Here is a 17,058-nt window from a genome sequence, read left to right on the forward strand (position 1 = left end):
GTGTGGGCCCCCCCCGGGTGGGCTTTTTGGTTTGGGGGGGAAACAAAAACGGCGCACGGGGGGCGAAGCCCGTTACTTGCCTTCGGGCCGGGTAAGGAATGCCAGAACGGACGCAACCCAAGCGTCGCGGGCCTCGATCATCGTCCAGTGTCCGCAGTTGGGGAAGATGTGAACTTCGCCGTTGGGGATGTCGCGCATCGGCAGGATCGCCATGTCCACGGGGCTGACGCGGTCGTCGCGTCCCCAGGTCAACAGCGTCGGCGCCTTGATCTTGTTCAGCTGCGCCCAGTACGGCACGGCGGTCGACGCAGCAGCAGCCGCGCCCATAGCTGCCATGGCCTTGCTGCTGTACATACGGCGGGCGATCTCGAGCGTCGTCGGCTCGGTGGCGAGGGCCCAACGCTCTTCGATGAGCTGCTCGGTGACAACGGCACGGTCGAAGACCATCGAATGCAACCAACGGACCAGAGCTTCGCGGGTGGGGTTGTCGGTGAACTCCATGAGGAGTTTGATGCCTTCACCGGGGCCGGGAGAGAAGGTGTTCTTGCCCATACCGCCGATGGTGACGAGCTTGCTGACCCGATGTGGCTCGTCGATCGCAACCTTGGTGGCGACGATGCCGCCCATGGAGTTACCGATCATGTGGACCGGTCCGAGGCCCAGACCGTCGAGGAACATGCCGACCGATGCCTGCGCCATCATCATCGGATGGTCGGGGCCGGGATCGCTGACGCCGAATCCGGGAAACTCGAGAACGTAGCAGTGGAAGTGCTCCGCGAAGTCCGCGAGAACGCCGCGGTAGTTACGCCAACCGGTGACTCCGGGGCCCGATCCGTGCAGCAGCAGTAGCGGCGGGCCGTCGCCGGCTTCGTGGTACCGGAGCACACCGAGATCGGTCTGCAGTTCCTTCAGGGTTCCCTCGTAGCTCAGTTCAGTCGTCATGGTCCGAACGGTGCCATCAGTACCGCTGAGCTGCTATGACTCGTCCCGATCAGCGAGACAAGTCGATCAAAATACGTCAGATCCAGTGGTCGGACGACGCTGCCAGCAGGCGATCCATCGTCTCCGCGGAGAACGTATTGGTCGGAACAGGAGGGGTTTTGCGGCCACGGCGGGGAGCGCCCAGTTCGGGGTACAGCGTGCGCGACACCTCGCGAGCCGCGTCGACTACCAGCGGAGCAACTCGCTCGAGCTGAGCGGTCCGCATGTCCCCACACAACGCGATGCTGCCGACGGGACCCTCGTGTCCGCGGATTGCCGACGCCACACAAGCGACCCCACGTGCCGACTCTCCGCGCTCGAAGGCCAGGCCCCGACGCTGACGGATCCGGTTCAGTTCCTGATGGAGCACCGCGACGTCGGTGATCGTGTTCTCGGTGCAGCGGGGAAGCGCCGACCCGAACAGAGCGTCGACACGCTCGGGGTCGATCCACGCCAGCATCGCCTTGCCTCCGGCCGTCGAATGGGCGAGTACTCGGCCGCCGACGCGGGACGGTAGCGCCGCGGCGAACCGCCCGCCGACCTTGTCGAGGTAGACACTCTCGCGCCCGTCGAGCACCGACAGATGAACAACCATGCCGGTCTGCAGGTGCAACTCGTGCAGAAGCGGCGCTGCGGCTTCGCGGATCTGGCTGTGGCCGCCGTCGCCACCACCGAGGCCGAGTGCACGGCGCCCGAGACAGTAGCCGAACGATGCGTGATCAACCCAGTCCAGTTTGACGAGCTGATCGAGAATGCGGTGGACGGTGGACCGCGGCAACTGAGTGCGGCACGCGACCTCTTCCAGCGTCAGCCGTGCGGCGCGGCCGTCGAAGGCGTCGAGAATCAGTGTCATCCGCTCGACCATCGACGGCGGCAGATCCTTCTTGGGTAGCCCGGCGGCGGTCTGGACGGTGGACAGTGTGTCGTTCATGTCAACGATGGTCATGGACGCCTCCCGAAAACTGGAATTGATTCTACCGACTATAACCCAGGTCACAGTTTCTGGAAAGTGAATCAACCTTTTCGATCCCGATCAGCGGTAATTCACCTGCCGCCGCGTGTGCGGGAGGGCTATAAACGCCCGATGCACCTGGGAATCGTCACGCCGGTCCTGATTCAGCACCCGAGCACACGTTCGGAGTGGGAGGCGAGTGCTGACATCGGTGAGATTGCCACAATTGCTGCCGCGGCGGATCAACTCGGTTTCCACCATCTGACCTGCAGTGAACACGTCGCGGTTCCAGAAGAGATCGCCACCGAACGTGGCGGAACCTACTGGGATCCGCTCGCCACCCTCGGTTTTCTCGCCGCACGTACATCACGAATCCTGCTGGCGACGCAGGTGCTGGTGCTGGGCTATCACCATCCCCTCGAGATCGCCAAGCGCTACGGAACGCTGGATCGCGTCAGCAACGGACGCCTGATACTCGGACTCGGAGTGGGGACTCTGAAACAAGAATTCGATCTCGTAAATGCTCCATTCACCGATCGAGGAGCGCGTGCCGACGACGCTTTGGCCGCCCTTCGGACATCGTTGTCGACGCCGACTCCGGAGTATCACGGCGAGTTCTACGACTACTCCGGATTTGTCGTCGAACCTCATGCCGTCCAGAAACGTGTGCCCCTGTGGATCGGCGGCCGGACCAAGAGATCGTTGCGCCGGGCCACCACACACGGCGACGGGTGGGTTCCGTTCGGGCTGAGATTCTCCGAACTGAAGGAAATGCTGGGCGCCACGACGCTCCCCGACGGATTCGACGTCGTCCTCCCTGCCGGCGCTCCGCTCGATCCCCTCGGCGATCCCGAGTCCACGCTTCGCGCCTTGACTCGCGTCCGCGACGCCGGGGCGACCATCGCCAGTTGCTCGGTCGGCGCTCGAAGCGCCGAACACTACTGCGAACAACTCGAAGAACTTCACCGAATCGCCCTCGCCGAGGGCTTCTCTTTCACCACTTCCTGATTCGCCGATAATCCAATGCAAAGGACCCACCGATGACCGACTCGACCGCCCTGATCGAATCCCTGCTCGCCCGAGTGGAATTGCTCGAGGACAAGCTCGCGATCACCGAACTGCTGACCACGTACAGCCCCGCCGTCGACAGCGGATCGGCCGACGAAGTCGCGAACCTGTGGCTCGAGGACGGTGTCTACGACGTCGACACCGGCGCGATGCACGGCCGCGGCGAACTGCGGGCCATGGTTCACAGCGCCTCTCACCAGAACTGGATCATGAACGGCGCGGCGCACATGATGACGCCCGCGCACATCCGCATCGACGGCAACAAGGCCGTCGCTACCTGCCATTCACAGTTGGTCATCAAGGATCCCGAGAACCCGACGGGATTCAAGGTCCTCCGCATCACCGCAAACCGTTGGGAGCTGATCAAGACAGACGGCGAGTGGAAGGTCGAGTTGCGCACCAACGCTCTCCTCGACGGCCGACCCGAGGCCCGCGCCCTGCTGGCAGCCGGGGTGACGGCCTAACCCCCTGTGCGCGGTTAGAGAGTCTCTGCGGTCACTAACCGCGCACAGCGGTTGAAAGTTTGGCTCCCCGAACTCTATAGTTCACATATTCGAACCGGCAGGTCCGAGTACGTGCGACCAGGAGACCGATGAGCACCAGTACGCAAGAGCCGACGACTCCGCGCCGACGACCTACGGGGAGATCCATCGCCCTGCTCGGTCCGGCGTTCGTCGCGGCCATCGCGTACGTCGATCCGGGCAACGTCGCCGCCAACCTGACTGCCGGCGCGAAGTACGGCTACCTGCTCATCTGGGTGCTGGTACTCGCCAACGCGATGGCCGTCCTGGTGCAGTATCTGTCCGCGAAACTCGGACTGGTCTCCGGCAGATCCCTGCCCGAAATGCTGGGTCAGCGCCTGCGTAAGAACAACCGTCGCGCGTTCTGGCTCCAGGCCGAGATGATGGCGATCGCAACCGACGTGGCCGAGGTCATCGGCGGCGCCATCGCACTCAACCTGCTCTTCAACGTCCCGCTCTTCGTCGGTGGGTTGATCACCGGTTGCGTGTCGATGGTGATCCTGACGATCCAAAGTCGGCGCGGACAGCGCACTTTCGAGTTCGTGGTCATGGGATTGCTGGCCATCATCACGATCGGCTTCCTGACCGGACTCGCCTTCACCGACGTCTCCGGTAGCGAAGCCGTCGCCGGACTGGTCCCCCGCTTCGAAGGAACCGAGACCGTACTGCTCGCCGCCAGCATGCTCGGCGCCACGGTCATGCCGCACGCGATCTACCTGCACTCCGCATTGGCCCGAGATCGCCACGGCCACATCAAACCTGGGCCACGATTGCAGCGACTACTCAAGGTCACGCGTTGGGATGTCGTCGTCGCGTTGATCATCGCCGGCGGCGTGAACATCGGCATGCTGCTCCTGGCCGCGTCGGCACTGCGCGGAGTACCCGGCACCGACACCATCGACGGCGCGCATGCCGCGATCGAGAATTCACTCGGCCCTGGCGTGGCCGTCGTATTCGCGATCGGACTCCTCGCCTCCGGACTCGCGTCGACCTCCGTGGGGTGCGCGGCCGGCGCCGAGATCATGCATGGCCTTCTGGCCATTCGCATTCCGGTGATCACACGCCGAATCGTCACTCTCATCCCGGCGCTGATCGTGCTCGGACTCGGCGTCGATCCGACTCTCGCACTCGTACTCAGCCAAGTGGTCTTGAGCCTGTGCATCCCCTTCGCGATCATCCCACTGGTGCGTATGACCTCGGACCCCGAACTCATGGGCGACGCGCGCAATGCCCCGCTCACGACCGTCGCGGCATGGGTTGCAGCGGGTTTGATCGTTGCGCTCAACGTCGCGCTGCTGGTTCTGACGGTGACAGGCTAGAGCACCGGAGCCACCCAACGCGTCCCTCACAAACGCGCTGGATGACTCCGGCCGGATCAGGAGGCTTGCTCGGCGAGAGTGGCCTTGGCCCAGCGATAGTCGGCCTTTCCGCTGGGAGAGCGCCTGATCGACGGCACACTGACAACAGTGCGCGGCACCTTGTACCGAGCAACGTGCGACGCGCAATGCTCACCGATCTCGGCAGCGTCCGGGACGTCGAAGCCCTCGCGGGTCGTGATTACCGCAGCGACACGCTCACCGAACTTCGCATCCGGAATTCCCGCGACCAGAGCGTCGAGCACCGCCGGGTGACTCTTGAGCGCCTGCTCGACCTCTTCCGGATACACCTTCTCCCCGCCGGTGTTGATGCACTGAGAACCACGTCCCAGCAAGACGATCGAGCCGTCGGCTTCCACGCGTCCGACGTCGCCGAGCACCGACATCCGCACCCCGTCGATCACCGGGAACGTAGCCGCGGTCTTGACCGGATCATTGAAGTAACCGACCGGCACGTGACCACTGCGAGCGATGTATCCGGTCTCGGGGGATCCCGGCTCCAGCGGCCGCATCCTTTCGTCCACGACGCGGGTCTCGTCGCGAGCGGCAATGCGCATCAGGCCGTCTTCGCCGATTTCGAGATTGCCGTCGACTCCCGACTCGGAGGAGCCGAATCCGTCGCGAATCACCAGGTTCGGAAGCATCGACTTGAGCTGCTCGCGCAGTGAGAGCGAGAACAACGCTCCGCCCGACGAAATCATTCCGACTGTACTGAGGTCGTAATCTGCTGCGTTCGACGCCAATTCGTCTGCGAGCGGACGAGCCATCGCATCTCCGACGACGGTGATGGAGACGGCCTTCTCACTCCCGGCGAGCTGCAGCGTCGACTTCGCGTCGAACCGCGCCATGAGGATTGCGTTGGCACCCATGAAGAATCCGGTGAACAGCGAGTAGGACGCCGCGCCGTGCATCAGGGGTGCGGTGCTGAGCATGTTCATCGCGGGAACGTTCGGTACCGCGGCATACAGAGCTTCGGCAGTCGTATGCGGCGGACCGAACGGATTTCCGCCGGTGAGCGCCGCGAAGTAGAAGTCTTCATGCCGCCACATGACGCCCTTGGGCATTCCCGTCGTGCCGCCGGTGTAGATGACAAACAGGTCGTCGTTGCTGCGAGGCGCGAAGTCACGAGTAGCGGGTTGCTCCGCTGCAGCGTCGGCATATCGAACGACGTCGACACCTTCGATGTCGCGGACCGCCGACTCGCCGACGACGACGACGTGTTTGATGCCCGGCACGGCCGGGAGAACCGTCTCCACGACGGGAACGAACTCCTCGTCCACGATCAGCGCTACCGACTGCGAATCGTTGTACAGGTAGGTCAGTTCGGCGTCGACGTAGCGATAGTTGACGTTGATCGGGACCGCGCGGATTTTGAGGCACCCGAGCAAACTTTCGACGAACTCGATGCTGTTGCGCATGTGCAGAGCAACGTGGTCGCCCGGCCCGACACCGACACTCGCCAGGTGGCGGGCGATGCGATTCGAGCCCTCGTCCAACTCGACGTATGTGCGACGACGCCCATCGCACACGAGTGCCGTGCGGTCCGGAATCAAATCCGAAATACCCTCGAACAGATCTGCCAAATTCAATGACACTGCTGGTGCCTTCCTTGATGTCCGGCCCGGCGAATTCGGGGCCGACCGTACTGCGTTTGCGGTGAGAACTATCCGATTTTGGCGCCGACGAATGCGGCCAGGAACTGGGCGGATTCACCCGTCGCACCACCAGAGGTCGCGAAAGCCGATCCCGCCGTGAGGATTTCCGACGGAGGTGTGGGGTGGGGACGTTTCTGGGTGTCGACAACCATGATGGCTCCGGGACAGGATCGGTGGTGACGCAAGCGCGTACGCGGTGGGATCGCCGCGTCGCCCCAAGGTGGCATGCACGGCTCGTGACCCAGATCACCGCTCCCGCTGAGTGGGACTGCCCCTCAGATGGCCAGACTTGTGTTCAAAACTAGAACTAATTCTGATTCTGTTCGAATGATTTTTTCGGAACGGCAACCGAACTCTCGACTTCAAATTAGAATGAATACTAATTTTGCCGAACTTACCGCCAGACCGGATCGAAGGAGCACGACATGACGCAATCACTGAGCTTGGAAGGCAAAGTTGCCGCCGTCACCGGCGCCGGTGCCGGCCTGGGTCGCGCCGAGGCACTCGGACTCGCCGCTGCCGGCGCAGCTGTCATCGTCAACGACATGGGTGCAGCGGCCAACGACGTGGTCGACGAGATCAAGGCCGCAGGTGGACAGGCACTCGCCATCACCGGCGACGTCTCCGACTGGTCGCTCGGCGGGCGCATCATCGAAGAAGCTGTCAAGAACTTCGGATCCTTCGACATCCTCGTCAACAATGCAGGCATCCTGCGCGACAAGATGATCTTCAACCTGACCGAATCCGATTGGGACGACGTCATCCGCGTGCACCTCAAGGGTCACGCCGCCACCTCGCACGCAGCCGCAGTCCACTGGCGCGCAGCCAGCAAGGCAGCCGACGCACCGGTCTACGGCCGCATCATCAACACCTCTTCCGAGGCCTTCCTCTTCGGCAGCGCCGGACAGCCCAACTACTCGGCGGCCAAGGCCGGTATCACCGCTCTGACGCTCTCGAGCGCATCAGGTCTCTCCCGCTACGGCGTCCGCACCAACGCGATCTGCCCCCGCGCCCGCACCGCCATGACAGCAGAAGCTTTCGGCGAGAACAACACCGGCGTAAGCGGTCTCGATCCGCTGGCACCCGAGCGCGTCGCGACCCTTGTCAGCTACCTCGCATCCCCCGATTCCGACGAGATCAACGGCCAGGTCTTCGTCGTCTACGGCAAGATGGTGGCGTTGATGGAAGCACCCAAGGTCGAAAATCGTTTCGACGCAGCCGGATCCGCGTTCACCGTCGAAGAGCTCGGTGGCCAGCTCTCGTCCTACTTCTCAGGCCGCGGACCGTACGAGACCTACGCTGCCTACAGCATCGCCGGCCTCGAAAAGATTGCCCTTGCAGTCGACGAGACCGCAACAGTTTAAGAAGCACCTACGAAGAGGAGCGTTTTCATGAGGTTGAACGGCAAGGTAGCGATCGTCACCGGCGGCGCCGGCGGAATCGGTCGTGCCATCACCCGAGTCTTCGCTCGTGAAGGCGCGAAGGTCCTGTTCGTCGACATCAACGACGAGCAGGGCCAGGCACTCGAGGAGGAACTGGCCGGGGCCGGCAAATTCCTGAACGTCGACCTCGCTGCCACAGGTTCTGCCGAGCAGATCCGTGACGCCGCGCTCGATGCTTTCGGCAAGCTCGACATCCTGGTGAACAACGCTCACGCGTCCCGTCAGGCTCCGTTGCTCGAAACCACGCAGGACATGTTCGACCTGTCCTTCAACACCGGCTTCTACCCTGTCGTCCACCTGATGCAGGCATGCCACGACGAACTCGCGAAGACCAAGGGTTCGGTCGTCAACTTCGCGTCGGGCTCCGGCCTGGACGGCATGCCCACCCAGACGTCCTACGCGGCAGCCAAGGAAGCTGTGCGAGGCCTGACTCGCGTAGTCGCCAACGAGTGGGCGCCAGAGGGCATTCGGGTCAACGTTGTCTGCCCGTTCGCCGCCACCGAAGGCGTCGTCAAGTGGCAGGAAGCCTTCCCCGAGCGCGCAGCCGCATCCGTCGCCAAGGTACCTCTCGGACGCATCGGTGATCCCGAAACCGACATCGCTCCCGTCGTGGTGTTCCTGGCGAGCGAGGACTCCAAGTACATGACAGGTCAGACGCTGATGGCCGACGGCGGCAGCATCAAACTGCGCTGAGCGAAGCTCCTCACCGGCTGAGTCGAAGGTCTTCTCGGTGGGCTCAGCTCACCGAGAAGAGCTTGGCAGCGTTGTCGTGCACAACGGCTCGCAGCCACTCGTCACCGAGATCGAAGCGCGTAACCGCCTGCAAGGCGGTGAGATACGGGTACGGAATGTTCGGGAAGTCGCTACCGAACAGAATCCGGTCCTGCATGTCGACGAGCCGAGAGACATCGGCCTTCGGGAAGGCGCACTGCTCTTCCGTGAAGTCGGTGAACGCCATGGTCGTATCCAGGTGGACGTTGCCGTAAGCCTCTGCAAGATCGAGGAATTCGCTGTACTCGGGCATCCCCATGTGCGCGACGATCAACGGCAGGCGCGGGTACCGTGCCAGCAGCGAAGCGATGCGATCGGGTCCCGTGTACTCCCCCGGAGCCGGTCCCGAACCACAGTGAATCACGATGGGCGTCTCGGAGTCCTCGAGCTGACCCCAGACCTTGTCGAGCAGAGGATCGTTCGGATCGTAATTGCCGACCTGGATGTGGGACTTGAAGATTCGCGCCCCGGACTCCAACGCCTTCCCTACGTACGACGCCGCCGACTCCTCGGGATAGAACGTGGCCGTGTGCAGGCAATCAGGTGTTTGCGCGGCAAATTCGACGGCCCACTGGTTGAGCCATTCGGCCATCGCGTGCTTGTGGGGGTAGATCATCGACGTGAAAGCCCGGACGCCGAACTCGCGGAGACGGTGTACCCGTTCTTCCTCGGCAAGTCGGTAGGCGATGGGCCACGGTCGACCGATCATCGGTCCCGCGGAATCGAAGTAGCCCCACACCTTGTCCATGACGCTCTTCGGCATGAAATGGGTATGGACGTCGATCACACCCGGAACACCCAAATCGCGCCAGAAAGCCCGAACCTCGGCAATCTCTTCCGGTCCGGTCGATGGGACCTCTTCGGTACACACGTCTGACACCCCTTTCGTTCGCTCGACCATACCGAGTGCCGTCGCGCTCACCGGGACAGGTCGTTGACGGCCTGACCCGAGCACCCGAATGTGAACCCATATTGCCGATCACTGTTGGAGGTTGAATGTCTCAGACCGAGTCCGAAGTGGAGTCGATCAGTGCCGTCGAGGAACTGCTCGCCATCGAGGAAATCAAGCGTGTCTTCGCCGCGCGCCTACGCTGTATGGACACCAAGCAGTGGCACGTCTACCCAACCCTGCACACCGCAGACGTCGTCAGCGAGACGTGGGGCGGACTCCCGACAGACAAGCAACCCAAGACCGGTGACACCTCGAACCAGGTAGTGGGAATCGACAAGCTCACCGCAGCAATTCGGAACATGCTCGACGGCGACATCCCCCTCACCACAGCGCACCACGCACACACCCCCGAAATTGTGCTCACCTCACCCACCACCGCAACTGGTATCTGGGCGATGGAGGACATGTTGTGGTGGAACGACGGCGAGAAAGAGCTGCATCTGCACGGCTACGGCCACTACCACGAGGAATACCGCAAAGAAGACGGCAAGTGGCTGATCAGCTACCGAACCCTCACCAGGCTCCGTGTCGACCAGGACCCCGGATTCTTCCGATTCATGAAAGCGCTGTGACGAAGTGACCAACCCGCTGTTCCAACCGCTCCGCATCCGTTCGCTCGAACTGTCCAACCGAATAGTCATGTCGCCGATGACGCGCACGTACTCCATCGAGGGCGTGCCCGGCCGCGACGTTGCCGACTACTACCGCCGACGCGCTGAGGGCGGCACCGGGTTGATCGTCACCGAAGGCGTCGCGATCGATCACGAGACTGCTGTCGATCACGCCAACGTCCCCAACCTCCACACCCCCGCTGCGCAGGCTGGATGGCGCAAGGTCGTCGACGACGTGCACGCTGCGGGCGGCAAGATCGTGCCTCAGCTCTGGCACGTCGGACCGCTGTGGGGCGCGATGACGCAGATGGACCCGTCACTCAAGCCGATGCGCCCCTCCGGTGAATGGGGCCCGCTCGGCGTCACCTCGTACTCCGCTGCCTACGTCGAGCGCGCGCAGGCTAGCACCGAGGCGATGACCGAGCAGGACATCCAGGACGTCATCGACGCCTATGTCCGCAGCGCGAAGCACGCTGTCGAACTCGGCTTCGACGGTATCGCGATCCACGGCGGTCACGGCTACCTCCTCGATTCCTTCTTCTGGGAGGGCACCAACCAGCGCAATGACGCGTGGGGCGGCGACCTGGAGCGTCGTACCAAGTTCCCGGCCGCCGTCGTCGCTGCAATCCGCGCGGCAATCGGCCCGGATCTGCCGATCATCTACCGTTTCTCGCAGCACAAGCAGCAGGATTTCACCGCGAAGATCGCGGAAACTCCCGAGGAGTTGGGTGTCATCCTGGGCGCGCTGGTCGACGCCGGAGTGGACGTCCTCGACGCCAGCATCAGGCGTTTCGACGTCCCGGCCTTCGAAGGCAGCGACCTCTCACTGGCCGGTTGGGCAAAGAAGCTGACCGGTGCCGTCACGATGGCCGTCGGTAGCGTCGGGATCGGAAAGTCACTGCGCGACAGTCGCATCGAAGGCGTCGCACCTGTCGTGGACAACATCCCGCAACTCGAGGAGCGCATCGGCAGTGGTGAGTTCGATCTGATCGCGATCGGCCGTCTCCATCTCGCCGATCCTGCGTTGGCGACGACCCTGCGCGCGGGCGGTCCGCTGCCGGCTTTCGATCGAGCGGTGCATGAGGGCAGCTTGATCTAGGGGCTCCGGCCCTGTGTTGATCTAGGGGCTCCGCCCCTGTGCGCCTTTCCGGTAGTTCGCACTACCAAGAAGGCGCACAGGGCCGAAGGCCTTTATGTTCGACTTATGACTACTTTCAACGCCTGGGTCGCCCGCGACAGCGACGGCTCCATCGACTTCGCCCCCGAAACCGTCGACGAATCCTTCCTCCCTGCAGGTGAGGTCACCATTCGTGTCGAATATTCGAGCGTCAACTACAAAGACGCCCTCGCGGTCACCCCGAAGGGCGGGGTGGTTCGCGACTACCCGATCGTCCCCGGTATCGACGTTGCCGGCGAGGTCATTGCCTCCGAGTCCGACGCGTTCGCCCCCGGCGACAAGGTGGTGGCCCACGGATACGAGATCGGGACCGCCCGCAACGGCGGCTACGCGGAGATCGCCAGGCTGCCTGCCGAGTGGGTGGTGAAGCTCGACGGCATCTCCACTGCCGACGCTGCTGCAATCGGCACGGCTGGATTCACCGCCGCCATGAGTGTCCAAGCGATTCTGGCCAGCGGAGTGAAGCCCGCCGACGGTCCGGTACTGGTGACCGGCGCGAGCGGCGGCGTCGGCACCGTCAGCGTCGACCTTCTGGCAAGCGCAGGCTTCGACGTGGTCGCCTCCAGTGGCAAGCCCGGTGCGGCAGACCTTCTGACGTCTCTCGGTGCGTCTTCGGTGATCGGCCGGCTCCCCGAGGATCCCGACGCCAAGCCCCGTCCGCTCGGGAAATCCCAGTGGGCGGCGGCCGTCGACTGCGTCGGCGGAAAGACCCTCGCCCACGTACTGAGCACGATCAACTACGGCGGTGTTGTCGCTGCCAGCGGATTGACCGGTGGCGCCGCGCTGCCTACGACCGTGCTGCCGTTCATTCTCCGCGGAGTCTCACTGCTGGGTATGGACTCGGTACTAATGCCGATCGAACCCCGTCGTGCACTGTGGGCACGTCTGGGCTCCGACCTTGCGCCACGTCATCTGAAGGAAATCACGAACCTCGTTGCCGTCCGCGACGTCGTCTCGGTGATCGATCAGGTACGCGAGGGCAAGTACACGGGCCGGGCGCTCGTTCAGGTTGCCGACGGTTTCTGAACCGCTCAGAAAAGCGTGAACAGATCTGCCGGTTCTTCGGCCGTCGTGGACTTCTCTTTGTACGAGGAGTTCACGACGGTCGGTTCCTTCTTCACCGGCGCCGCAAGCGGGACCGACGCGATGTCCCCCGAGACGATGGCGCGTGCGGCTTCGCCGGCCAACTTGTCGGCCATCTCGTTGTAGTGGTTGCCGACGTGCCCGCGCACCCAGCGAAAGCGCACCGGTCCGACACGGTCGGTGATGGCTCGGTCGATGCTCTGCACCAGTTCCAGATTCTTGACCGCCCCGCCGCTCGCGGTCTTCCATCCCTTGCGCTTCCAACTCGGCAGCCATTCCGACGCGCACTTGATGGCGTACTGCGAGTCGGATTCGATGAGCAGTGGATCCCCACCCGGATGCGCGACGACAGCCTCGAAGAGGGCACGCAACTCGGCAATCTGGTTGGTGCCGGACGCTTCTCCGCCGGACATGCTCGGACCCTCGTGATTGACCCACGCCCAGCCGATAGCCCCACCGGGGTTTCGCAGACAGGATCCGTCGGTGCTCACGATGATCATGGCTCGGACAATACGTTGCGCCACCGACACACGCCTTAACGGAGGATGGACGGTGGCGATACGCTGACCTCGATGACGCCGCTATCTCCGGCCGACGAAGTCACGGTGACTTCTCAGCGACCACTCGATGCCGCGCTGACGCTCAGCCCGCATCAGCGCGGACCCGGCGACCCCGCACATCGGCGGTCCGCCGACGGAGCGATCTGGCGAGTTTCCCGCCAACTTTCGGGTCCTGTGACCTACCGCATCACGCAGTCGGATCGGCACACGGTCCGCGTGCAGGCGTGGGGTCCCGGTGCCACGGAATTACTGAAAGGCGCCGAAGCGCTGCTCGGCCTCGACGACGAAGCCGAAGATTTTGCCCCCGAACATCCCAAGCTCGCCGAAGCCCATCGACGCTTCCCTCATCTGCGCATCGGCCGCACCGGACGCGTCATGGAGGCTCTCGTACCAGCGATCCTCGAGCAACGAGTTCACGGCATCGACGCGTTTGCCGCGTGGCGCCGCCTGTTGACCAAGTTCGGTGAGCGCCCACCCGGCCCCGCGCCCGACGGAATGCGCGTTCCACTCACCACGGACCAATGGCGTCGAATGCCGTCGTGGGAGTTCCATCGCGCGAACGTCGATCCCGCGAGGTCCAAGACGATCGTTCAGTGCGCTCGCGTCGCCGACCGCCTCGAGCAGGCATCCACGTTCTCCAGAGCGGAAGCGACCAAACGATTGCGAGCGGTCCCCGGCGTCGGGATCTGGACTGCCGCCGAAGTGGCGCAGCGTGCCTTCGGCGATTCCGACGCACTCTCGGTCGGTGACTATCACCTCGCCGCGGTCGTCGGGTGGTCGCTGCTGGGTGAACCGATCGACGACGCCCAGATGGTGCAGTACCTCGCTCCCCTCCAACCGCATCGATACCGCGCTGTACGACTGCTGCAGGTCAGCGGTCAAGCAGTCAAACCCAAGTTCGGTCCGCGAACAGCCGTTGCCGACCACCGCTGGCACTGAGCACCAGGAGATAAAAAATGTCGACCCGATACGCACACATCGCCTTCTCACCCGCTGCGGTGGAGCGTCAGCGGTCGACCGGTAGCTTCACCGTCTACGGTTCGAAACTCGATCAGCCCGACGAAGGCCCGATGGAATTCGATTTCCGCGCTCAGGGATTCGTGAAATCCGTGGATTCCTTCTTCATGTCCACGGTGACGCCCGACGGTTGGCCGTACGTCCAACATCGCGGCGGCCCGCGCGGATTCCTGCATGTGTTGGGTCCGAATCGAATCGGATTCGCCGATCTGCCCGGCAATCAGCAATTCGTGACACTCGGCAATCTGGAAGAGAACAATCGCATCTCGCTGTTCGTCATCGACTACCCGACGCGGACCAGATTGAAGATCTACGGGCGCGCGCAGGTGATCGAAGCGGATCAGGACCCCGAACTGCTGCAACAACTCTTGCAGGTTCCCGGCGGCACGATGACGGCAAAAGCTCAGCGCTCCATCGTCATCGACGTCGAAGCGTTCGACTGGAACTGCAGTCGAAACATCACGCCTCGCTTCGACAAGGAACGCATGGACGAATCCCTCGCTCTGGCACGCCAACCCTTGCAAGCCGAGGTCGATCGCCTTACTGCCGAGGTCGAAGAACTGCGCGCTCGCTTGTCGAAAAACGAATGAGACTAGGCGGTTTCAGGGCACCCGGAGTCGGGTAGCCACCAAACACGGCCCGTCGCGCGAAGACGACGGGTCCCGTTGTGCCCGAGGAGGTCCGCACGATCGATCCTGACGGTGGAGTTCAGGCTGACGAACTGCACCGCCACCATTCACGACCGGTTCCACACAGACAGATTGGCCGTCCCCATGAAACTGTCCCGAACTCTCACGATGTCCGTTCTCGTTGTCGCCGCTGTCGGCGCCGGAGCCGGCACTGCCGTCGCAGCGCCCCCGAATGCGGGCTTCGATCCGTCCCAACCCCTGTTCACCCCGACCGCCGAGTCGAACAGCCAGGCGGCGTTGATGCTCTTCCCCGGAAACGATCCAAAGCAGGCCGCGTTCGACACCATGGCCAACGAGGTCAATACCGGCTGGAACAACGGTGGCCTGCAGTCGACGCTGATCGGGGCCAACCTAGGCGTCGGAATCGGCTGCCTGTCGATCTTCCCGAACTTCATCGCCGGCTGCATTGTCGGTGGAGTCATCGGCACGGTTGCCGGAGTCGGCGCAGGAATCACCAACGGAAACCCGAACGCTGCACCGGCCGTCGAGAAATTCTTCGCGACTCCTTGAGAGCCGCTCAGCTGTGCGTGTGCCCGGGGGTGTGTGACTCCTCGTGAAAATGCGTGGCGCCGATCGAATGCAGTAACTGGTGAACGGTGTCGTCTGCCAGTTGGTATCGCATCGATCGGCCGTCGCGCGTCGCGCTCACCCATCCCTGGCTACGCAGCAGTCGCAGCGCATGTGAGACGGCTGTGCCGCTCATCCCCAGCGCCACGGACAGATCCGTGACGCAGATACCCGGTGCGTGGTGAAGGCAGAGCAGCAGACGCAGACGGTTGGCGTCGGAGAGCAGTTCGAAGCGACCGGACCAACTGGTGACGTCCAAACCCTCGAGTGCAGCCCTGGCGCGACGAACATCCTCGATGCTCAGCGCGCCGCTGGTGTCTGCTGCACCTGCATTCGTCAACCGACTGCCTCCGTAGAACTTCCGATCCCCCGCCGCAAGTGTACCCAGAAGCGCGACCTGGTCAGGCAGACTCCACCACGGCCGCCATGCCCTGGCCACCGCCGATGCACATGGTCAACAGCGCTTTTCCGCCGCCGCGACGGCTGAGTTCGTGAAGGGCCGTCGTCGCCATGCGCGCACCCGTCGCTCCCACCGGGTGCCCGAGCGAGATGCCGGAACCGTTGACGTTCAGGCGATCGACGTCCTCGAAACCCCATTCCTTCACGACACCGAGAACCTGGCACGCAAACGCTTCGTTGAGTTCGACCAGCTCGAAGTCGGCGAAGCCTGCACCCGTCCTGGCAAACAATTTCGAGACGGCGGCGACCGGCCCGAGACCCATCAGCGCCGGTTCACAACCGGCCGCGGCCCAGCTGTCGAGGAACCCGATGGGCTCCAGCCCCAGTTCGTCCAGACGATCCTCGGCGACCACCAACATCGCTGCGGCAGCGTCATTCTGTTGGCTGGCGTTACCGGCGGTCACGACGCCACCCTCGGTTACCGCACGCAGCCGTGCCAGAGTTTCGAGTGAGGTGTCCGAACGGATCCCTTCGTCAGCACGGAACTGTGTGACCTTCCCTTTTCGATCCTTCAGTTCGACGGTGACGATTTCGGCGTCGAACCGGCCGGAATCTCTTGCCAGTGTTGCTTTTCGGTGACTGTCGACGGCAAACGCGTCCGACTCTTCCCGACTGATCCCGCAGCGTGTCGCGACGTTCTCGGCCGTTTCGATCATTCCGCTGATCCGGCCGAAACGCCACTCGGGTTGCGAGCGCTCGCGACCACGATCGAGGCGGTCGAACAGTTGCAGCCCACCGGCTTTGGTGCCCCACCGCGCTCCGGTGGTGTAGTGCTCGATCCCGCTCATCGATTCGACACCGCCCGCCAGAACCACGTCGGCAGCACCCGTCTGGACCATCATGGCCGCAGTGACGATGGCTTGCAGGCCCGTTCCGCATCGGCGATCCGTTTGGAAGCCGGCCACCGAAATGGGCAACCCGGCCTCGAGCGCCGCCCACCTACCGATGCACGGCGCCTCCGAATTGGCATACGACTGCCCCATCGCGACGTCGTCGATGCGAGACGGATCGATTCCGCTACGACGCACAGTCTCCTTGACCACGGTGGCAGCCAAACTTTCCGCTGGCACGTCTCGAAGTGCCCCTCCGAAGCGGCCCACCGCGGTTCGGACCGGCGCGACCAATGCTGCTCGTTTCACAACTGACCTCGAATCTCGTTCTGGAATAATGGAAAAGG

19 protein-coding genes are annotated in these 17,058 nt (G+C 63.5%); 11 read left to right on the forward strand and 8 right to left on the reverse strand.

The window, feature by feature from the left end; genetic code table 11:
• Window positions 1-72: 72 nt before the first annotated feature.
• Both ACFQ6H_RS16105 and ACFQ6H_RS16110 read right to left on the reverse strand, forming a co-directional pair.
• Entirely contained in the window at window positions 73-942 is an 870-nt protein-coding gene (locus ACFQ6H_RS16105; protein ID WP_019745379.1) for an alpha/beta fold hydrolase, read from the reverse strand.
• A 76-nt stretch (window positions 943-1,018) separates the two neighbouring features.
• Window positions 1,019-1,927: an IclR family transcriptional regulator gene (locus tag ACFQ6H_RS16110; RefSeq protein ID WP_378446850.1), complete on the reverse strand. Its 909-nt coding sequence runs from the start codon at window positions 1,925-1,927 to the stop codon at window positions 1,019-1,021.
• A 138-nt stretch (window positions 1,928-2,065) separates the two neighbouring features.
• Here ACFQ6H_RS16110 and ACFQ6H_RS16115 point away from each other — a divergent pair, with 138 nt between their 5' ends.
• The 3 genes from ACFQ6H_RS16115 to ACFQ6H_RS16125 all read left to right on the forward strand — a co-directional run bounded on the left by ACFQ6H_RS16115 (window position 2,066) and on the right by ACFQ6H_RS16125 (window position 4,841).
• Window positions 2,066-2,941 (forward strand): TIGR03619 family F420-dependent LLM class oxidoreductase, encoded by an 876-nt coding sequence (locus tag ACFQ6H_RS16115; RefSeq protein WP_378647191.1) that lies wholly within the window; start codon window positions 2,066-2,068, stop codon window positions 2,939-2,941.
• Window positions 2,942-2,973: 32 nt separating this feature from the next.
• Complete coding sequence (locus ACFQ6H_RS16120; RefSeq protein ID WP_003939809.1) at window positions 2,974-3,465, forward strand: nuclear transport factor 2 family protein; 492 nt, start codon at window positions 2,974-2,976, stop codon at window positions 3,463-3,465.
• 128 nt (window positions 3,466-3,593) lie between these two features.
• Window positions 3,594-4,841 carry an Nramp family divalent metal transporter gene (locus tag ACFQ6H_RS16125; RefSeq protein ID WP_378531423.1) on the forward strand — a complete coding sequence of 416 codons (1,248 nt, stop codon included), beginning with the start codon at window positions 3,594-3,596 and terminating at the stop codon, window positions 4,839-4,841.
• 56 nt (window positions 4,842-4,897) lie between these two features.
• On the opposite strand, the gene ACFQ6H_RS16130 is transcribed toward ACFQ6H_RS16125, so the two are convergent.
• Both ACFQ6H_RS16130 and ACFQ6H_RS16135 read right to left on the reverse strand, forming a co-directional pair.
• Window positions 4,898-6,493 carry an acyl-CoA synthetase gene (locus ACFQ6H_RS16130; protein ID WP_378647193.1) on the reverse strand — a complete coding sequence of 532 codons (1,596 nt, stop codon included), beginning with the start codon at window positions 6,491-6,493 and terminating at the stop codon, window positions 4,898-4,900.
• A gap of 68 nt (window positions 6,494-6,561) precedes the next feature.
• A complete protein-coding gene (locus ACFQ6H_RS16135) occupies window positions 6,562-6,705 on the reverse strand; it encodes a hypothetical protein (protein ID WP_378542461.1) in 144 nt (47 codons plus the stop codon).
• Between the two features lie 273 nt (window positions 6,706-6,978).
• On the opposite strand from ACFQ6H_RS16135, the gene ACFQ6H_RS16140 reads away from it, so the two are divergent.
• Window positions 6,979-7,917 carry a 3-oxoacyl-ACP reductase gene (locus tag ACFQ6H_RS16140; protein ID WP_378446855.1) on the forward strand — a complete coding sequence of 313 codons (939 nt, stop codon included), beginning with the start codon at window positions 6,979-6,981 and terminating at the stop codon, window positions 7,915-7,917.
• A gap of 27 nt (window positions 7,918-7,944) precedes the next feature.
• Window positions 7,945-8,688, forward strand: a complete 744-nt coding sequence (locus ACFQ6H_RS16145) for an SDR family NAD(P)-dependent oxidoreductase (protein ID WP_378647195.1) — start codon at window positions 7,945-7,947, stop codon at window positions 8,686-8,688.
• Window positions 8,689-8,731: 43 nt separating this feature from the next.
• Here the strand turns inward: ACFQ6H_RS16145 and ACFQ6H_RS16150 are convergent, their stop codons facing one another.
• Entirely contained in the window at window positions 8,732-9,637 is a 906-nt protein-coding gene (locus tag ACFQ6H_RS16150; protein ID WP_378647197.1) for an amidohydrolase family protein, read from the reverse strand.
• A 125-nt stretch (window positions 9,638-9,762) separates the two neighbouring features.
• Between ACFQ6H_RS16150 and ACFQ6H_RS16155 the strand changes: the two genes are divergently transcribed.
• The 3 genes from ACFQ6H_RS16155 to ACFQ6H_RS16165 all read left to right on the forward strand — a co-directional run bounded on the left by ACFQ6H_RS16155 (window position 9,763) and on the right by ACFQ6H_RS16165 (window position 12,532).
• Window positions 9,763-10,290 carry a nuclear transport factor 2 family protein gene (locus tag ACFQ6H_RS16155; RefSeq protein ID WP_378542459.1) on the forward strand — a complete coding sequence of 176 codons (528 nt, stop codon included), beginning with the start codon at window positions 9,763-9,765 and terminating at the stop codon, window positions 10,288-10,290.
• A 4-nt stretch (window positions 10,291-10,294) separates the two neighbouring features.
• Complete coding sequence (locus tag ACFQ6H_RS16160) at window positions 10,295-11,428, forward strand: 12-oxophytodienoate reductase (RefSeq protein ID WP_378647199.1); 1,134 nt, start codon at window positions 10,295-10,297, stop codon at window positions 11,426-11,428.
• Window positions 11,429-11,533: 105 nt separating this feature from the next.
• Complete coding sequence (locus tag ACFQ6H_RS16165) at window positions 11,534-12,532, forward strand: acryloyl-CoA reductase (protein ID WP_378647201.1); 999 nt, start codon at window positions 11,534-11,536, stop codon at window positions 12,530-12,532.
• A gap of 5 nt (window positions 12,533-12,537) precedes the next feature.
• Here the strand turns inward: ACFQ6H_RS16165 and ACFQ6H_RS16170 are convergent, their stop codons facing one another.
• A complete protein-coding gene (locus ACFQ6H_RS16170; protein ID WP_317552080.1) occupies window positions 12,538-13,089 on the reverse strand; it encodes a ribonuclease H in 552 nt (183 codons plus the stop codon).
• A 45-nt stretch (window positions 13,090-13,134) separates the two neighbouring features.
• Between ACFQ6H_RS16170 and ACFQ6H_RS16175 the strand changes: the two genes are divergently transcribed.
• From ACFQ6H_RS16175 to ACFQ6H_RS16185, 3 genes are all read left to right on the forward strand, one after another.
• A complete protein-coding gene (locus ACFQ6H_RS16175) occupies window positions 13,135-14,088 on the forward strand; it encodes a DNA-3-methyladenine glycosylase family protein (RefSeq protein WP_378647203.1) in 954 nt (317 codons plus the stop codon).
• Between the two features lie 17 nt (window positions 14,089-14,105).
• The gene (locus ACFQ6H_RS16180; protein WP_378542448.1) at window positions 14,106-14,756 is read left to right on the forward strand and encodes a pyridoxamine 5'-phosphate oxidase family protein; all 651 of its coding nucleotides are present in this window, start codon (window positions 14,106-14,108) and stop codon (window positions 14,754-14,756) included.
• A gap of 111 nt (window positions 14,757-14,867) precedes the next feature.
• The gene (locus tag ACFQ6H_RS16185) at window positions 14,868-15,365 is read left to right on the forward strand and encodes a hypothetical protein (protein ID WP_378531404.1); all 498 of its coding nucleotides are present in this window, start codon (window positions 14,868-14,870) and stop codon (window positions 15,363-15,365) included.
• Window positions 15,366-15,372: 7 nt separating this feature from the next.
• Here ACFQ6H_RS16185 and ACFQ6H_RS16190 read toward each other — a convergent pair whose 3' ends face one another.
• Together ACFQ6H_RS16190 and ACFQ6H_RS16195 are read right to left on the reverse strand one after the other, a co-directional pair.
• Window positions 15,373-15,762: a metalloregulator ArsR/SmtB family transcription factor gene (locus ACFQ6H_RS16190; RefSeq protein ID WP_317552083.1), complete on the reverse strand. Its 390-nt coding sequence runs from the start codon at window positions 15,760-15,762 to the stop codon at window positions 15,373-15,375.
• A gap of 61 nt (window positions 15,763-15,823) precedes the next feature.
• The gene (locus ACFQ6H_RS16195; protein WP_378647205.1) at window positions 15,824-17,020 is read right to left on the reverse strand and encodes an acetyl-CoA C-acetyltransferase; all 1,197 of its coding nucleotides are present in this window, start codon (window positions 17,018-17,020) and stop codon (window positions 15,824-15,826) included.
• Window positions 17,021-17,058 lie beyond the last annotated feature (38 nt).

Origin of the sequence: Rhodococcus sp. NPDC056506 (genome assembly GCF_042794945.1) — a bacterium.
GTDB lineage: Bacteria > Actinomycetota > Actinomycetes > Mycobacteriales > Mycobacteriaceae > Rhodococcus_F.

Coding starts and splice junctions, on each gene's coding strand:
- ACFQ6H_RS16105 (WP_019745379.1), bottom strand. CDS start 942: ATGACGACTGAACTGAGCTACGAGGGAACCCTGAAGGAACTGCAGACC.
- ACFQ6H_RS16110 (WP_378446850.1), bottom strand. CDS start 1,927: ATGACCATCGTTGACATGAACGACACACTGTCCACCGTCCAGACCGCC.
- ACFQ6H_RS16115 (WP_378647191.1), top strand. CDS start 2,066: ATGCACCTGGGAATCGTCACGCCGGTCCTGATTCAGCACCCGAGCACA.
- ACFQ6H_RS16120 (WP_003939809.1), top strand. CDS start 2,974: ATGACCGACTCGACCGCCCTGATCGAATCCCTGCTCGCCCGAGTGGAA.
- ACFQ6H_RS16125 (WP_378531423.1), top strand. CDS start 3,594: ATGAGCACCAGTACGCAAGAGCCGACGACTCCGCGCCGACGACCTACG.
- ACFQ6H_RS16135 (WP_378542461.1), bottom strand. CDS start 6,705: ATGGTTGTCGACACCCAGAAACGTCCCCACCCCACACCTCCGTCGGAA.
- ACFQ6H_RS16140 (WP_378446855.1), top strand. CDS start 6,979: ATGACGCAATCACTGAGCTTGGAAGGCAAAGTTGCCGCCGTCACCGGC.
- ACFQ6H_RS16145 (WP_378647195.1), top strand. CDS start 7,945: ATGAGGTTGAACGGCAAGGTAGCGATCGTCACCGGCGGCGCCGGCGGA.
- ACFQ6H_RS16155 (WP_378542459.1), top strand. CDS start 9,763: ATGTCTCAGACCGAGTCCGAAGTGGAGTCGATCAGTGCCGTCGAGGAA.
- ACFQ6H_RS16165 (WP_378647201.1), top strand. CDS start 11,534: ATGACTACTTTCAACGCCTGGGTCGCCCGCGACAGCGACGGCTCCATC.
- ACFQ6H_RS16170 (WP_317552080.1), bottom strand. CDS start 13,089: ATGATCATCGTGAGCACCGACGGATCCTGTCTGCGAAACCCCGGTGGG.
- ACFQ6H_RS16175 (WP_378647203.1), top strand. CDS start 13,135: ATGGACGGTGGCGATACGCTGACCTCGATGACGCCGCTATCTCCGGCC.
- ACFQ6H_RS16180 (WP_378542448.1), top strand. CDS start 14,106: ATGTCGACCCGATACGCACACATCGCCTTCTCACCCGCTGCGGTGGAG.